Origin of the sequence: Lacticaseibacillus kribbianus (assembly GCF_020180945.1) — a bacterium.
In the GTDB taxonomy this organism is placed as follows: Bacteria; Bacillota; Bacilli; order Lactobacillales; family Lactobacillaceae; genus Lacticaseibacillus; species Lacticaseibacillus kribbianus.
The window spans coordinates 1-15558 of the sequence record NZ_JAIPUL010000004.1; the positions used below are offsets into that span (position 1 = coordinate 1).

Genomic DNA, 15558 nt, shown 5'->3' on the forward strand with positions numbered 1-15558 from the left:
CAGGGTAATCATGTTCAAGCAATGGGAGAAGTCTTCATGTTAAGATCCTGTTACAGTTCAACTTTCAGTTTCAAAATACGTCCTACAAACAGTCTGTATATGTTGAGAGCGAAAGTTCTCACATACCTTCCGGAGGGGTCTTGCAACGCATCGCCGCCGTGCGCGGCGTGCAGCGCGAAAGCCGCTAGCGCGAGCGGCGGCGGTCGGCGTTAGCCGGCCGCCTCAAGCCCCCAGTATCTAATAGGGGGGCAGAGATAGGAACGTATTAACAAAACACAGGGTAGAAATGCCGAAGGCAAGGCATTCCCCGTAGAGACAGAGTGTCAACAGGCTAAAAAAGCTGTAAACACCAGAAAACAAAGGAGAGACGCTAATGCAAAATGATTTGACTGCGGGAATCGTGGTCACTGATTGGCTAGGTAAGTTCTGGGACTTGATGACCGAGCAGAAGTTGACGCAACAACAAGTGGCCGATAAGGTCGGGATCACCCGTGGTTACCTGAATCAGCTACTCGGCGGCAAAAAACCGCTAAACGACAATATGCGACGCCAGCTGATGTGTGCTTATCGTGAGCTATCCGGTGACGAAGCACTGACCATGTGGATCGACTATGTCCGCATTCGCTTCCCCACCCACGATGCTATCCCCATCATGACCGAGTTGTTGCAGATTAAGCCAATATTCTTCGCGCCGGACAACTGGGGCTTCTACGGCTATACCGGTAAGTTTGAACACGGCGCGATGCAAATCTTCACTTCACCAGAAGATGACGATCGCGGGACGCTACTGGAACTGAAAGGTGAAGGCTGTCGCGAATTTGAGTGTCTGCTACTTTCTCAACATCGAAGCTGGTATGACTTCTTTGAAAAGGCCAATGAACTCGGTGGTCATTACAACCGGATTGATCTTGCTATCAATGATTATGTGGACATGCTACCGGTGCAATACTTCATTGATAAGTGTGATCGCGACGAATTCACCTCAATTTTCCGGCGTATTCATAAAGACGCTAATAAAGAACACGGTGTTATTGGCCGCACGCTGTATATTGGTTCGAGAAAAAGCCAATTCTACATGTGCCTATACCAGAAAGACGCCGAACAGTTTTTCAAATATGGCACGCCGCTAGATCAGACACCAATCAAAAACCGCTTTGAGCTACGCTTAGCTGATGAACGGGCAACAAAAGCGATTGAGGCGTTGTTAAACGAGCGTAAGCCTGCCAAGGTGATATTTGGTATCATCAATCGCTATATACGTTTTTTAAAGCCCAACGGCAAGGCTAGAGCAAGTTGGCCGCTGGACGACCTCTGGGCGAATTTTATCGGCAAATACGGTGAGAAGCTTCGGCTAACAACCCAACCAGAGCCATTCTCTATCAAACGCACCTACAAGTGGATTGAGAAGCAAGTTGCGCCGACCTTGAAGATGTTACTCGCCTACGATTCAGCTACCGCCCAAGACATTTTGATGACGATGATTGCCAACGCTACTATCACGCAAAAGGAGATGAGTGTTCTACAAGCAATGCTCGCATCAACCGAAGAAATGATTATCCCAAGTGAGGAATCAAAAAAGAGCGACTACGCCGACCAAAGCAAGTAGTCACCCTTCACAGATAAAATATGGGTTCTATCTGGTTTGATTATCTCACTCCCGCTAAACTTTAGGAAGTGATTTGATTGAATATTAACGTACCAGCACAGCCAGTCTTCCTGACGATGACTAGAGCTGATCTTATTAACCTAGGATACAGTCAATCGCAAGCAAGCCGCATCATCAAAATGGCAAAAGAGTTGTTGCTCAAACGTGGCCTTGGATGGTACGGTAAGAAAGGCGTAGACCGTGTTCCAGTGGAAGCAGTAGACGCAGTATTAGGCTTGAAACTAAGCCAACTTGAGGGTGCACCAAGTGGCCTTTCCGCAGTTAAGGAGGAACTATCTTGACTACGAAAGACCCAATTACAAAACAAGCGGACGGCACTTTTAGCTTCCGCGTGAGCTTAGGAACTGACAAACGGACTGGCAAGCGAATTCAAAAACGCGCCAGCGGCTTCAAAACGAAAACGGAGGCGAAAAAAGCAAGAGTTGCAATGTTGGCAGCTGGGGTCGCCGATGATGAGGACATCAAGAAGACGAAGTTTGGCGAGTTTATGGAGGATGTGTTCAAGCCTTGGTACAAAACCCAAGTGAAGCCACGCACCTACCGCCAACGACTGGTTTTGATGAACACCGATTATCTGACTAGGTTCAACGACATCATCATTGACCAAATTCGGCCGATTGATGTGCAACATTGGCAAGTCAGCCTGCTCAAGGACTGTAAGCAATCCTATGCGCGTACCATCAACATTATGTTAGGCCAAGTGCTTGAACGTGCTAAGGCACTGGGTATCATCACTGAAAATCCTGTGCGGATCGTTGGCCTCATCAAGAAGAAGAAAGCAAAAATTCAGTTCTGGACGCAAGCCGACTTTCAAAAGGTGCTTACTAAGACAAATACCGACACGTACACGGGCCGATTTGATTACACGATGTTGTGGTTCATGTTCATGTCAGGCTTGCGTAGCGGTGAAGCACGGGCGTTAAAGTGGACAGACGTTGATCTCGAAGCTAAAACCGTGAGTGTCAATAAGACGATGGACTATCACAACCGCAACTGGTTTGAAACGCCTGCGCCAAAGACTGCCGCTAGCCGTCGTACCGTGGCGCTTGATGATGATACCGTAGCGTGTTTAGGCGCGTGGCAGGTCGCACAAGCGGCGATGGTGAATTCCGAGTGGGTATTCTCACGCGATGGGATTCCGTGCTCTGACGGACAATTTTTAGACATTGTGGACGCGTACAGTACACTCGCCAAAGTTCAGCGAATTACCGTGCACGGCCTCCGCCACTCGCATGTGTCGCTGTTGATCAGCCTTGGTGAAAATCCACTCCAGATTAAAGAACGTCTGGGGCATGAGGATATCGAAACGACACTCGGCACTTACGGTCATCTCTACCCAAACAGTAACTTTGAAGTCGCAAAAAAGCTCAACGGGATATTCTCCAAAGAGGTGCCCGATGAGCCAAAATAATTTGGAAAGGGTCAAAACTGTGCCACCGTAAAATCGGTGGTGCTAGAAACGGTGATACCACGGGACGGGCGCGAAATGCGCGATTGTTCCCGGGAAATACCGGGCGGCCGGCCGAAAAATCCCATAAGTTTTTGCCAAAAGCGCGCGCGGGCGCCGGTCCAGCCTGTATACTGGACACATTGGAGATTAGAGGAGGACGCAATGCTAGACATTCTGAAGGCCATCGTCATCGGCATCGTGGAGGGGCTCACCGAGTTCCTGCCGATCAGCTCGACGGGCCACATCGACCTGGTCAGCCAGGTGGTGACGATCAACCAGAGCAAGGACTTCATGGCGATGTTCGAGTACGTGATTCAGTTCGGCGCGATTCTCGCGGTGATTCTGCTGTACTTCAACAAGCTCAACCCGCTGGACTGGCGCAAGCCCAAGCCCGAGCGCAACAGCATCTGGCTTTTGTGGGCCAAGGTCGTGGTGGCGGTGCTCCCGTCCGTCGCCATCGGGCTGCCGCTCAACGACTGGATGGACGAGCACCTGCACACGCCGGCGGTGGTCGCGACCACGCTGATCGTCTACGGGGTGTTGTTCATCATCATCGAAAACGCGTTCAGGGACCGCGCGCCGCGCATCGCGACGGTGGCCGACATCAGCTTCCAGACGGCGCTTTTCATCGGGCTGTTCCAGGCGCTGTCGATTGTGCCCGGCACCAGTCGCTCCGGCGCCACGATTCTCGGGGCCATCATCCTCGGCGCCAGCCGCGTTGCCGCCACGGAGTTCTCCTTTTACCTGGCGATTCCGACCATGGTCGGCGTGTCGATCCTCAAGATCGGCAAGTTCCTGATGAACGGCAACAGCTTCACCGGCGACCAGTGGGCGATTCTTTTGACCGGGATGGTCGTGTCGTTCCTGGTGGCGGTGGTCTCAATCAAGTGGCTGCTGCGCTTCGTCAAGACCCACGACTTCAAGCCGTTCGGGTGGTACCGCATCGCGCTGGGCGTGGTGGTGTTCGCGCTGCTGCTTTTCTAATTGGAGGAAATCATGATTAAAGAAGTCTGTGTTGAAAACTTCACCAACGTGCCCAAGGCCATCGCGGCCGGGGCGCGGCGCATCGAGCTCAACGACAACCTGCCGGCCGGTGGCACCACGGTGTCGCGCGGCGTGATGGCGGCGACCACGCAGTACGCCCACGACCACGACGTCTCGGTGGTGGCGATGATCCGCCCGCGCGGCGGCAACTTCGTCTACTCGGACACCGAGCTCAAAATCATGGAGACCGACCTGTTCGTCGCCCAGGAGCTGGGGGTCGACGCGGTGACCTTCGGCGCGCTGACGCCGGCCGGCTGGCTGGACGAGGAGGCGATGACCAACCTGATCGCCGCGGCCGGTGGCGCCACCGTGGTGATGCACATGGCGTTCGACGCCATTCCTGAAGACCAGCAGCCGGCGGCCATTGACTGGCTGGTGGAACACGGCGTCGAGCGCATCCTGACGCACGGCGGCCCGCTGGACCAGCCGATCGAGTCAACGCTGCCGCACCTGGCCGAGCTGGTGCGCCTGGCGGCCGGGCGCATCGCCATCCTGCCGGGCGGCGGCGTCACCGCCGAGAACGTTGCGCAGGTGACCGCGGCCGCCGGGGTCCAGGAGGCCCACGGCACCAAGATCATCGCGTACTAGACCGCAAGCAAAACTGCGCCTCCCGTGAGAAACGGAAGGCGCAGTTTTTTGGTTCGGGTGGCCGAAGGTGCCGGGGCGTCGGGCAACGCAGCGCCGCCCGTGCCACCCGAGGGGTGCAGACCGCGCCGAAGCCACCGCGCGTGTGCTTCGCGGTGGCCTTGGCCCTTTGCTGCTGTGATGGTGAATCCGATCTGGCCATCGCGGTGGCGCCTGCGATGGCACGGTGGAACAAGCCCACGGTCTCCGGCTCGTCGCGGCTGCCCCGCGGTGCGGGTTGGCGAGTCGGTGGCACGGCCATGGGGTGGCAGTCTTTGTCCCTGGTTTCTTCCCCGATAGTAGCGGAAGTTACACGAAAGCGATTTCACTTGAAAGCCGGGTGGCGATACACGTCCGGCTTGGTATGGGTGGGGTACTAACGGGGCGACCCGTCAAACATTAAGCCTCGCGACACGGAAAAAGTTTTCCAATCGCCGGCTCGACGCGTTTTAGCAGAGAATAAAAAAACACGGCACCGAGAAGTTCGGTGCCGTGACGTGGTCAGGCGCGGGCGCGGCGGCTCAGGTCGCGCAGGCCCGGCAGGCTCAGCATGGTGATCAGCGAGATCACGTACAGGGCGGAGAGGAAGCCCATGGTGATGGTCAGCGTGTAGTGGTCCATCAAAAGGCCGATGACCACGGAGGAGAAGCCGCCGATCGCGCGGCCGACGTTCATGATCACGTTGTTGGCCGTCGAGCGGATGCGGGCCGGGTACAGCTGGCTGATCACCGCGCCGTAGCCGCCGAACATCCCGTTGCTGCAGAAGCCGACGACGGCGCCGATGATGACCAAAACGACGCTCGAGTGCGCCAGCGTGATGGCAAAGACGATCAGGGCGCTGGCGGTCAGGAACAGGCCGAACGCCCAGCGCGGGCCGAGGTGGTCGAGGATGTTGCCGAACACCGCCATGCCGATGCACATCCCGCAGATGGTCGCGACCATCCACAGCGCGGAGCCGGAGACGGAGAGGCCCTGCTGCTTCTGGACGATCACCGGCAGCCAGTTCATCAGGCCGAAGTAGCCGGCAATTTGCACGATGGTCATCACCATCAGCCCCAGCGTCTGCGCGGCCAGGTGGCGGGTCTTGAACAGCTCGGAGAAGGCGACGCGCTGGTGCTTCGCTTTCGCTTCGGCCCGGGCCTCAAGGAAGGTCTCGGACTCGTGCAGGTGCGCCCGCACGAAGAAGGTCAAGGCGACGGGCAGGACGCCGAGCAAAAACAGCGCGTGCCAGCCCCACAGCGGCAGGATGACCGACGCCGCCAGCGCCGCGATGATGGCGCCGATCTGGCCGCCGATTGCGGCGACGGAGGTCATGCGGCCGATGCGGTCGTGCTGGAAGCTCTCGGCGATCAGCGCGATACCGACGCCGTACTCACCGCCGGCGCCGATGCCGGCCAGGAAGCGCAGGCCGTAGATCAGCCAGATGTTGTTGGCGAAGGCCATCAGCGCCGTGGCGATGGCGAAGATCAGGATGGTGTGCGAGAACGTTTTGACCCGGCCGATGCGGTCGCCGAGCAGACCAAAAAGCGCGCCACCGACCAACATGCCGACATTGGTGATTGAGCCGATCAGGCCGGCGGCTCCGCTTGAGATGTGGAGTTCGGCGATGATCGGCGTCAAGGCGAACGAGAGGAACATGATGTCCATGTTCTCTAACGAAAAGCCGGATGCCGTGGATGCCATCACGAGTTTCTGCTCGTGCGATAGGTGGTCAGTGGTGCGCGCTGCTGAAGTTTGCATATTCAATTTTCCTCCAAAAAGAACGCTCTCTGTCGTTCCTTATTTTGGCGAACATTAGCGGCCGCGCCGCAATGTTTGTCTGGAGGTAGCCTACCATGCCGCGGCGGGCATTGCAAGCACATTCGCGGCGAGCGGTCCGATCGCGGCCGCCGCACAGCCCCGTTCTCACCCGTGTGAAGTGCTTGCAACCCGGACTCGCGCGGCGCATAATGGCGGGGCAATGGCAAAGAAGGAATGGGGATGAAGGTGCTGTACAAGGGGCGCCCGGCCGCGGTATGGACGATCGCCCAAGAAGGCGAGCAGCCGGCGTGGGTGCGCCGGGCGTTCGCCGAGAACTACCTGGTGTGGCTGGACGGACACGTGCGGATCCTGATGGCCGGGCTGAACCCGGATGCCGCGACGAACCTGAGAGTCGGCGCGGTGGGCACGCTCGGCGGCGGCTTTGCGGGCTACGGCATGTACGTGCTGGGGTACCCGGGTGATGTGCTGGACGCGACCAACCACCGCGTGGTGTCGCCGCGCCAGTTTGCGCGGCAGTACCGGGTGGTGGATCCGGTGGCGTGAGGCGACAAGGCGGCGACCCGGGTGAAGTGCAATAGAAAAGTTAGACAAGTTCAATTTTGAATCAAGCAATCATGGCCTGTTCCCGGTACGCGACTGGGGTCAGGCCATTTTTGGTTCTCGAGATTCTGGCATTGTTGAACCAATCAACGTAGCCGTTCACCAGCTGGCGCAGGCTGGCAAGGTCATCAATCCGATAACGATTCAGGCACTCGCGCTTCATCAGGTTGAAGAAGCTTTCAATTGGCGCATTATCATGGCAGTTGCCCTTGCGTGACATGCTCTGAACAATGTTCATGTCCTTCAGGCGCTGCTGATAGTCTGGCATCTGATACTGCCAGCCTTGATCAGAGTGAAGAATCGGTCGTACTCCTGCTTTGAGATGATGTTTGAGTTCGTCAAGCGTCGCTTGGATAAGCGCCTTATTTGGTGAGGCACTGACAATGGTGGCGAGGACTTCGCGACTAGCCTCATCGGTAATCGACGAGATGTAACCCCATTCGCCGTTATAGAGCCGAACCTGGGTGACATCGGTGTGAAGGACGGTGAGCGGCTGTTTCGCGCCAAAATGTTGCTTCAAGATATTGGGGACGATATTACCAACCGTGCCTTTGTATGAGTGGTACTTGGCCGTGTGTTTGGAGTAAATCGTCACTTTCAAGCCCATGTCGCTCATCAGACGTCGAATCGTCTCCTCGGCATAATGAAACCCGTGCTTCAACGCTTCATCATGAATCCGCCGGTAACCGTACGTCTCCCTAGAATCGTAGTAGACCCGCTTGATGAACTTCTTAATCTCAGCGTACTTGTCGGCCTTCTTATCCCGCTTAAGGCGATCATAGTACGTTGCTCGAGGCAACTTGAGTTGCCTAAGCAGCTCTTGAAAACCATAGCGCGACCTCAACGAGGTAACGATGCCCGCCTTCACTTTTGCTGAGAGTGCTTCGGTGAGTTCTTCGTCAGGGTCGCGAGTGCTTTTAAAATATCACGATCCAGCTCTGCCTCGTGAAGCTTGCTTTTGAGTTCCAGAATCTCCTGTTGGTACTTCTCTTCCTGCGTCGGCTCAAGTTTCTTGATTGGTTTGATTTTCTTGTGCTTACCCATGGCTGGTCTCCCTTTTTGAGTAGTGCGCAATCCAGCCACCCCTTGATCTCTCACGATGCGATACCAAGAATTGACCTGGCTGGGTGAGATGCCGAAATGAGCCGCAGTTTGCGCACGACTTATTTGATGTGTATGCACATACTCTACCACTGCAATCTTGAATGTTTGGGAGTATTCAACGTTTGTATGCTTAACTTTTAGAGAATCGAGGCCATGAGCCTTAGCCTGATTAACCCAAGTTTGGACGATTCTGGCATGGGGTATTCCAAACTCTGTGCACAGATTTTTATAGCTTATGCCACCCTTAAGATACCTGGAGACAACCCTGATTTTAAATTCACTACTGTATTTAGTCATAAGAAAAGCCCCACAATCGTTAGACTTCTTGTCTAACAATTGTAGGGCACTTCAGGGCGGGCCGCCGCCTTTTTGCGTGGCCGGGCCTTGACTCAGGCGCGTGGCGTCTCGGTTAGGCCGAACACCGCGAGGCACCCGTAGCCGGTGTGACAGGCGATGGTCAGGCTGACCGGGCGCACCAGCAGCTGAATGGCCGGGCGGGCGTCGCGAATCGCTAGGGCGACGGTCTCAGCCGCCGCCCAGTCGCCGGCGGTCGCTAGCATCAGCGTCTGCGAAGGCTGGGCATCGTAGGCGGCGACGGCTGCGGCCGCCAGCTTGGCCAGCGCCGTTTTGCGCGAGCGGGCCTTGCCGGCGACCTTGACGCGGCCCGTGGCATCGACGGTCAAAAGCGGCTTGATGCCGAGTGCCCCGCCGATCACCGCGGCGGCCTTGGGCAGGCGGCCGCCGCGCACGAGGTGGTCGAGGTCGTCCACGGTGACCCAGTGGTGCATGAACCGGCGGTGCTCGGTCACCCAGGCGGCGACGGCCTCGATTGGCTCGCCCGCGGCCTGCATCGCCGCGGCCCGCAGCACCAGCAGACCCTCACCGCCGCTGGCGCCCAGGGTGTCGACAATCGTGATGGTCGCGCCCGGATGCTCCTCCAACAGCAGCGCGCGGGCCTGCCGGGCGCTGTCGAGCGACCCGGACAGGCCGCCGGAGAAACCGAGGTACAGCACCGGCACGCCGGCCGCCACGAACGGGGCGAAAAAGGCGTGGTACTCGCCGACGTTGATCTGGGTGGTCGCGACCTGCGCGGCTTCGTGGAGCTGGGCGTAGACGCCGTCGTTGGCGTGGGTCTCATCGAGTCGGTCGGTGAACAGCTCGCCGTTCACGCTGTAGTGGAAAGGGATGGTCGCGATGTGCTGGTCGTCAAGCATTGACTGCGGCAGGTCGCAGCCCGAATCTGTGCATAGCTGGTACATGAGTCACTTCCGTTCCGCACGCGAGGTGCTGAGGTATGGGGCATGTTCTCAAGGATACCAGAAAATATTGTATATGGCATTACTATTTTACACCATGTTGTATTTAACTTAAAAAAGCGTCCCTCGTGAGAGGGACGCTCGGGTTGATTAGATTTCAGAAGTGCGCCTTAGTCGTCGGGCTCCGCAAGGCAACGCGGGCGCATATAACTAGGGCCAGCTCTCGAAGCAAAGAACGCTTCAAGCGCCGACCCTACGTTATGTGCCCCGCTAAGTGCGCCATGCTGCGCCCTGGTTAGTCTTTCAAAAATACCACGTTCACGGCCTCCGGGGTCACGATGTCCTTGGCCACCTCGGTCAACAGGCCGGTGGCCGGGTCGCGGCGGTACAGGGTGCCGTTGTCGGACTTCTGGTTGACCGCCAGCAGGTAGGACTCGGTCAGATCCAGCGCGAAGTCGCGCGGGAAGTCGCCCTCGGTGCTGAGCTGCTGCAGCAGGGTCAGGGTCAGCCCGTCTTCGGAGATGGCGTAGACGTTCAGGCTGTTGTGGCCGCGGTTGGTCACGTACAGGAACTTGTTGTCGGCGCTGATGCGGATCGCGGCGGCGCCGTTGAACTCGTGCCAGTCGGCCGGGATGGTCGATTGGGTCTGGCCCAGCGTGTAGGCGCCGGTGGTCCGGTCGTAGGCGAGGACGCTGACCTGGCTGGACAGCTCGCCGAGCAGGTAAGCGACGTCGTGCGCGCTGTTGAACGCGAGGTGGCGCGGCCCGTAGCCCGGCGCCAGTTTAAGGATGGCCGGCGTGCCGAGCTTGCCGTCAGCGGAGACGGGGTAGGTGCTGACCTCATCGATGCCGAGGTCGACCACGGCCAGGCGCCCGTCTTGGGTCAGGTCGGCGAAGTGGACGTGCGCGCCGTCCGCCTGCTCGGGCTTGGGGCCGTGCAGGGCGTTGTCGTGCTGCGCCACGTCGGTTTCAACCAGCGTGTGGTCGGGCTGAATCTTGTAGACGTTGACGCGGCCCTCGTGGTAGTTGCTGGCAAAAACCAGCTGGCGTTTTTCATCAATCGAGATGTGGGCGGGGCTTGAGCCAGGCACCAGCACTTCGTCAATCACCTTGGCCGGCGTCTGGTTCAGGTCGATGGTGGCCACACCGCCGACGCCCTTGCCCGCGTCCACGGCGTAGGCGAAGTTGGCGGCGGAGACGGCCAGGTAGGTCGGGGAGCCGATGCTCGAGACCAGCGGGGTCGGGGTGTCCAAGGTGCCGGTGGCGCTGTCGAAGGCGGCGCGGTAGATGCCGGCGCCGCCGCGCTTCGTGTAGCCGCCGAGAATCACAGTTTGTTTCATAAGTTGATAGCCTCCTACTGGAATATACCCGTCCAGTATACCATGCAGGGAAAGCGGATACCCGTCGTGTTACAATTAAGTCAAAACCAGAAAGCAGGCGATTCCATGAGCATTCACGCAACCATCACGGCGGTCGGCGCACTCGCCCTGAGCGCCACCGATCCGATGGTGATCCTGTTCGACGCCAGCGCCACCCCGGCCCTGCGCCAGGTCGCGGTAATCCAGCAGTTCGAAAATCCGGCCGAGCAGCGCGGCCTGCACCTTCAAAAGGGCGACCGGCTGCGGGTCGGCTCCGCCACCTTCACGATCGACGCGGTCGGCCAGCTGGCCAACGCCAACCTGCAAAGCATCGGCCACGTCACGCTGTTCTTCGGCCCGGTGCCGGCCGGCGGCGGCTTGGCCAACGCGCTGTACCTGAGCCCGAAAACCCGCCCGGCCCTCGCTGTGGGCACCGAGCTGACCTACCAGGCGGACGTGGAGTAGGGCGCCGCGGCGCGGGCCCGCCTTGCTGCGGTGATGACATGCCGCGGGGGGACATGCCGCGGGGGTGACACGCAGCGCGGCGGCGGCCGTGGCCAGCACCGCACAGATGCCGCACCCGCACCCCGCACCCACGGCCCGCGCCGCTGTCACGACTCATGCCGCGTCCGCGGGCCGCAACGCAAAGGCGGCGCAACTTTCACTTGGGGGTTGCGCCGCCTGTTTTTGGTCTGAAATTGGGGTTAGTACTGATCGCCGTTGAAGATTGAGTTCTTGACGATGACGTAATCGACCTTGGTCAAGGCGGCGAGGTCGCGGCCGCCGGCGTAGGAGACGGCGGACTGCAGGTCCTGCTGCATCTCGGTCAGGGTGTCTTGGATGTGGCCCTTGACCGGCAGCAGCATCTTTTTGCCCTCGACGTTCTTGTGCTCGCCCTTTTGGTACTCGGAGGCGGAGCCGTAGTACTCGGCGTAGAGCTTGCCGTCCTTTTCGACCTTCTTGCCCGGGGTCTCGATGTGGCCGGCGAACAGCGAGCCAATCATGCACAGGGTGGCGCCGAAGCGCAGGGACTTGGCGATGTCGCCGTTGTTGCGGATGCCGCCGTCGGTGATGATCGGCTTGCGCGCGGCCTTGGCGCACCAGCGCAGCGCGGCGAGCTGCCAGCCGCCGGTACCAAAACCGGTCTTGAGCTTCGTGATGCAGACCTTGCCGGGGCCGATGCCGACCTTGGTCGCGTCCGCGCCGGCGTTTTCAAGCTCGCGCACGCCCTCGGGGGTGCCGACGTTGCCGGCGATGACGAAGCTGTCCGGCAGCAGGCGCTTGATGTGCTGGATCATGTCGATCACGATCTGCGCGTGGCCGTGGGCGATGTCGATGGTGATGTACTCCGGGGTCAGGCCGGCGTCGGCCAGTTCCTGGATGAACGCGAACTCGCTGTCCTTGACGCCCACGGAGATTGAGGCGAACAGGCCCTTGGCGTGCATGTCCTGGATGAAGGCGGTGCGGGTCTCGGGGTTGAAGCGGTGCATCACGTAGAAGTAGCCGTTGGCCGCCAGCCACTGGGCCAGCGGTTCGTCGATGATGGTCTGCATGTTGGCCGGCACCACCGGCAGCTTGAATTGACGGCCGCCGAATGTGACCGTGGTGTCCACCTCGCTGCGGGAGCGGACCACGCACTTGTTGGGGATCAGCTGGATGTCCTCGTAGTCAAAAATTTCCATGAAAATCGTCCTTTCGCTAAAAACCGAACATTGGGTCGGATTCGGTCGGCGTTTTTCACACCACCCCGAAATATACGGTGAAATTCGGGAAAAGTCAATTATTTTTCGCCGGTCGTCGCCTAAGGTTCGGGAACTGGCGTGATTCCGGCGGCCGGCGGCGCAAAAAGCCGCCAAGTCCGAATCGACTAGGCGGCCATGGGCGGGGATTGACGACCGAGCGGCGGCAGGGCGCACTGGGTCGTTCGGCTTAGAAGTACTTGCGGTGCCAGAACTGAAAGCCCAGCAGGATGGCGATCACCAGCGAGATGACGATGGTGATGATCCACGAGACGTGCATGTTGGCCAAAGGCAGCTCGACGTTCATGCCGTAGAAGGAGAAGACCAGGGTGGGGATGGTCAGGATGATCGAGTAGGCGGTCAAAAACTTCATCACGCCGTTCATGTTGTTGGAGATGATCGACGAGTAGGTGTCGGCGGTTTCGTTGATGATCGAGTTGGAGATCTGCGCCATCTCGGTGCCCTGCTGGTTTTCAATCAGGATGTCGTCGAGTAGGTCGAGGTCCTCCTCGTTGAGGCGCAGCGGGTTGGTGCGCTGCAGCTGAAGCAGCACGTTGCGGTCTGTCTTGAGGCTCATCATGAAGTAGACCAAGCCGCGCTGGATGCCCATCAACGCGTACAGCTCCTCGTTCTTCAGGTTGGTCTGCAGCTTGTTTTCAAGCGCCTCGCGCGCCTTGTTGATGTCTCTCAGGTAGGCCAGGTAGGCGACGGTGGCCTTGTACAGCATCATCAAGGCGGCCTTGTTGCGCAGCTTCGGGTTGAAGTTGGCGACCTTGCCCTCGGCGAACAGCGCCAAAAGCGTCTGCGGCTTGGCGTCGATGGTGATCAGGGCGGTGCTGGTGAGGATGATGGCCAGCGGCACGGTCTGGTAGGTCGCGCGGCCCTTGGGGTCCAGCGCGGCGACAGGCATGTCGTAGATGATCAGGTGGGCGTCGGAGTCCTCGTCGTACTCGTAGCGCGCGCCTTCGTCTGGATCCATGCCGTACAGCAGGAAGTCCTCCGAGACGCGGGCCTTTTTCTGCAGCTTGGCGAGCTCCTCCGGGGTCGGGTCGACCACGTTGATCCAGACATTGGCCTCGATTTTGTCTTGAGACTTCATTGTTCCCACGGTATCATCGAATTTATAGATAGAAAGCATGAGACCCTCCTGCGGGCTTTTTCTTTAGTCTACTGTAAAAACGCGGGAAGTGACAGAGAGGAGCGCAATCTGTGCGTAAAATCAGTGAAAAGGCGGCGGCGATGGCGGCGATGGGGCCGCTGTTCGCCTGCCCGGTGTGCCAGGCCGCGCTCGCGGTCGACGGCCTGGGGCTGACCTGCGAGAACGGTCACCGCTACGACCTGGCCAAGAAGGGCACCGTGAACTTCCTGAACAAGCCGGTTGCCACGGAGTACCTGGCGCCGATGCTGGCGGCGCGGCGGCGGCTGCTGGATGCCGGCCTGTTCGAGCCGTTCCTGGCGCCGATCCGCGCGCAGCTGTCGGCGGCCGACCGCTTCCTAGACATCGGCTGCGGCGAGGGGACCCCGACCGCAGCGCTTGCGACCTCGGGTGCGACCGGCGTGGGCTTTGACATCTCCGCGCCGGCGATTCAGCTCGCCGGCGGGCTGAGCACCTCCGCGGTGTTTTGCGTCGCCGACCTGGCGCGGCTGCCGTTTCTGCCCGGCAGCTTCTCCGCAATCGTCGACCTGTTCTCGCCGGGCGCCTACGCGGAGTTCGACCGGGTGCTGCAGCAGGGCGGCCGCCTGTTCAAGGTGATTCCGGACAGCGACTACCTCCGCGAGCTGCGCCAGGGCCTCTACCACGACACCGACAAGGCGACGTACTCCAACGCGGAGGTGAAGGCACGGTTTTCTGTTCATTATCCGCAAACAACTGTAACGAAAATTGCGTATGACTTCCCGCTGACCAAGTCACAGTTCGCGGACCTGATGGCGATGACCCCGCTGACGTGGCAGGCCCCGGCGGACCGGCGCGCGGCGATGCTCGAGCACCCGCCCGTCAGCATCCACGTGGCGGTCGAATTGTTACAGGTCAACAATTCTGCGAAAGAGGGTTGAATTATTTGACCCCGGGTGTTAAATTACTCTTAAGCATTTTTATTTCTGGCTTTTATCAGGGCTTGCTTTTGGGAAATTGATAAAAGTTAGCGATGGAAAGCTTCACTAACGTATTGCCTCGCCGTGCATGTCACCGAGGCGATACGTTTTTTTGTGCCCAGGGCTTTGCAAGGCGTACTTAGCCGGTCGGCTAGCGTAAGGCTGGCGCTTGGGCCGCACTTTGGCCCGAGTGCTGGCCTTAGCTAGACGCACCGGCGTTGCCTTGCAAAGCCCGACGACGCCCGGACTCCGCCGTCGGACCGCGCGCCAATCGCTTGCGTTTCTGTGCTACACTAGACCTCAGAATGGCGCCGGAACGCTTCGGCGCAGCGGAGGAAACTATGGCGAACCACATTGTACTGTTTGAACCCCTGATCCCGGCCAACACCGGCAACATCGCGCGCACGGCCGCGGCCACCGGGAGCTTTTTGCACCTCATCCGGCCGCTGGGCTTTGAGACCGACGACAAGCACCTGCGCCGGGCCGGGCTGGACTACTGGAGCGCGGTCAAGATCCAGTACCACGACTCACTCGACGACTTCATGGCGACCGTGCCGGACCTGACCCACCTGTACCTGGTCTCGAAGTTCGCGTCGCGCACTTACTCGGACGCCGACCTGGCAGACACGACCGTGGATCACTACTTCATGTTCGGCAAGGAGACCACCGGCCTGCCCGAGCCGTTCATGCGCGCACACGAGGACCTTGCCGTGCGCATCCCGATGACCGAGGATGTGCGGGCCCTGAACCTGTCCAACTGCGCGGCGCTGGTGATCTACGAGGCCCTGCGCCAGCAGGACTTCGCCGGCCTGCAGCGCGTGCACACGTACCCCCACGACAAGCTCAAGTAGTTAATAGGAGAT

At 59.2% G+C, this 15558-nt stretch carries 16 protein-coding genes and 1 pseudogene; 9 read left to right on the forward strand and 8 right to left on the reverse strand.

Annotated elements, in window-relative coordinates; genetic code table 11:
• Positions 1-373: 373 nt before the first annotated feature.
• From LE416_RS10980 to LE416_RS11000, 5 genes are all read left to right on the forward strand, one after another.
• Positions 374-1606: a replication initiation factor domain-containing protein gene (locus tag LE416_RS10980; protein WP_225048760.1), complete on the forward strand. Its 1233-nt coding sequence runs from the start codon at positions 374-376 to the stop codon at positions 1604-1606.
• A gap of 77 nt (positions 1607-1683) precedes the next feature.
• Complete coding sequence (locus LE416_RS10985; RefSeq protein ID WP_225048761.1) at positions 1684-1947, forward strand: DUF3173 family protein; 264 nt, start codon at positions 1684-1686, stop codon at positions 1945-1947.
• A complete protein-coding gene (locus LE416_RS10990; protein WP_225048762.1) occupies positions 1944-3077 on the forward strand; it encodes a site-specific integrase in 1134 nt (377 codons plus the stop codon). The genes LE416_RS10985 and LE416_RS10990 overlap by 4 nt, the downstream gene beginning before the upstream one ends.
• A gap of 201 nt (positions 3078-3278) precedes the next feature.
• Positions 3279-4100, forward strand: coding sequence for an undecaprenyl-diphosphate phosphatase (locus LE416_RS10995; RefSeq protein ID WP_225048763.1), 822 nt, complete (start codon positions 3279-3281; stop codon positions 4098-4100).
• A 12-nt stretch (positions 4101-4112) separates the two neighbouring features.
• Entirely contained in the window at positions 4113-4748 is a 636-nt protein-coding gene (locus tag LE416_RS11000; protein ID WP_225048765.1) for a copper homeostasis protein CutC, read from the forward strand.
• Between the two features lie 537 nt (positions 4749-5285).
• Here LE416_RS11000 and LE416_RS11005 read toward each other — a convergent pair.
• Positions 5286-6524 (reverse strand): MFS transporter, encoded by a 1239-nt coding sequence (locus LE416_RS11005; RefSeq protein WP_225048767.1) that lies wholly within the window; start codon positions 6522-6524, stop codon positions 5286-5288.
• Positions 6525-6764: 240 nt separating this feature from the next.
• On the opposite strand from LE416_RS11005, the gene LE416_RS11010 reads away from it, so the two are divergent.
• Entirely contained in the window at positions 6765-7088 is a 324-nt protein-coding gene (locus tag LE416_RS11010) for a hypothetical protein (RefSeq protein ID WP_225048769.1), read from the forward strand.
• A 61-nt stretch (positions 7089-7149) separates the two neighbouring features.
• Here LE416_RS11010 and LE416_RS11015 read toward each other — a convergent pair whose 3' ends face one another.
• The 5 genes and pseudogenes from LE416_RS11015 to LE416_RS11035 all read right to left on the reverse strand — a co-directional run bounded on the left by LE416_RS11015 (position 7150) and on the right by LE416_RS11035 (position 10844).
• The gene (locus LE416_RS11015) at positions 7150-8013 is read right to left on the reverse strand and encodes an IS3 family transposase (protein WP_225046558.1); all 864 of its coding nucleotides are present in this window, start codon (positions 8011-8013) and stop codon (positions 7150-7152) included.
• Complete coding sequence (locus LE416_RS11020; RefSeq protein ID WP_225047806.1) at positions 8010-8189, reverse strand: hypothetical protein; 180 nt, start codon at positions 8187-8189, stop codon at positions 8010-8012. The genes LE416_RS11015 and LE416_RS11020 overlap by 4 nt, the downstream gene beginning before the upstream one ends.
• A gap of 15 nt (positions 8190-8204) precedes the next feature.
• A pseudogene (locus tag LE416_RS11025) lies at positions 8205-8546 on the reverse strand (transposase); the annotation flags it as partial.
• A gap of 92 nt (positions 8547-8638) precedes the next feature.
• Complete coding sequence (locus LE416_RS11030; protein ID WP_225048771.1) at positions 8639-9508, reverse strand: DegV family protein; 870 nt, start codon at positions 9506-9508, stop codon at positions 8639-8641.
• 292 nt (positions 9509-9800) lie between these two features.
• The gene (locus LE416_RS11035) at positions 9801-10844 is read right to left on the reverse strand and encodes a lactonase family protein (RefSeq protein ID WP_225048773.1); all 1044 of its coding nucleotides are present in this window, start codon (positions 10842-10844) and stop codon (positions 9801-9803) included.
• A 105-nt stretch (positions 10845-10949) separates the two neighbouring features.
• Here LE416_RS11035 and LE416_RS11040 point away from each other — a divergent pair, with 105 nt between their 5' ends.
• A complete protein-coding gene (locus LE416_RS11040) occupies positions 10950-11327 on the forward strand; it encodes a PTS glucitol/sorbitol transporter subunit IIA (protein WP_225048775.1) in 378 nt (125 codons plus the stop codon).
• Positions 11328-11566: 239 nt separating this feature from the next.
• Here the strand turns inward: LE416_RS11040 and guaC are convergent, their stop codons facing one another.
• Both guaC and LE416_RS11050 read right to left on the reverse strand, forming a co-directional pair.
• The gene (gene guaC, locus LE416_RS11045) at positions 11567-12544 is read right to left on the reverse strand and encodes a GMP reductase (protein ID WP_225048777.1); all 978 of its coding nucleotides are present in this window, start codon (positions 12542-12544) and stop codon (positions 11567-11569) included.
• A 247-nt stretch (positions 12545-12791) separates the two neighbouring features.
• The gene (locus tag LE416_RS11050) at positions 12792-13739 is read right to left on the reverse strand and encodes a magnesium transporter CorA family protein (RefSeq protein ID WP_225048785.1); all 948 of its coding nucleotides are present in this window, start codon (positions 13737-13739) and stop codon (positions 12792-12794) included.
• Between the two features lie 71 nt (positions 13740-13810).
• Between LE416_RS11050 and LE416_RS11055 the strand changes: the two genes are divergently transcribed.
• Both LE416_RS11055 and LE416_RS11060 read left to right on the forward strand, forming a co-directional pair.
• Complete coding sequence (locus LE416_RS11055; RefSeq protein WP_225048788.1) at positions 13811-14656, forward strand: methyltransferase domain-containing protein; 846 nt, start codon at positions 13811-13813, stop codon at positions 14654-14656.
• A gap of 380 nt (positions 14657-15036) precedes the next feature.
• Positions 15037-15546, forward strand: coding sequence for a tRNA (cytidine(34)-2'-O)-methyltransferase (locus LE416_RS11060; protein WP_225048791.1), 510 nt, complete (start codon positions 15037-15039; stop codon positions 15544-15546).
• Positions 15547-15558 lie beyond the last annotated feature (12 nt).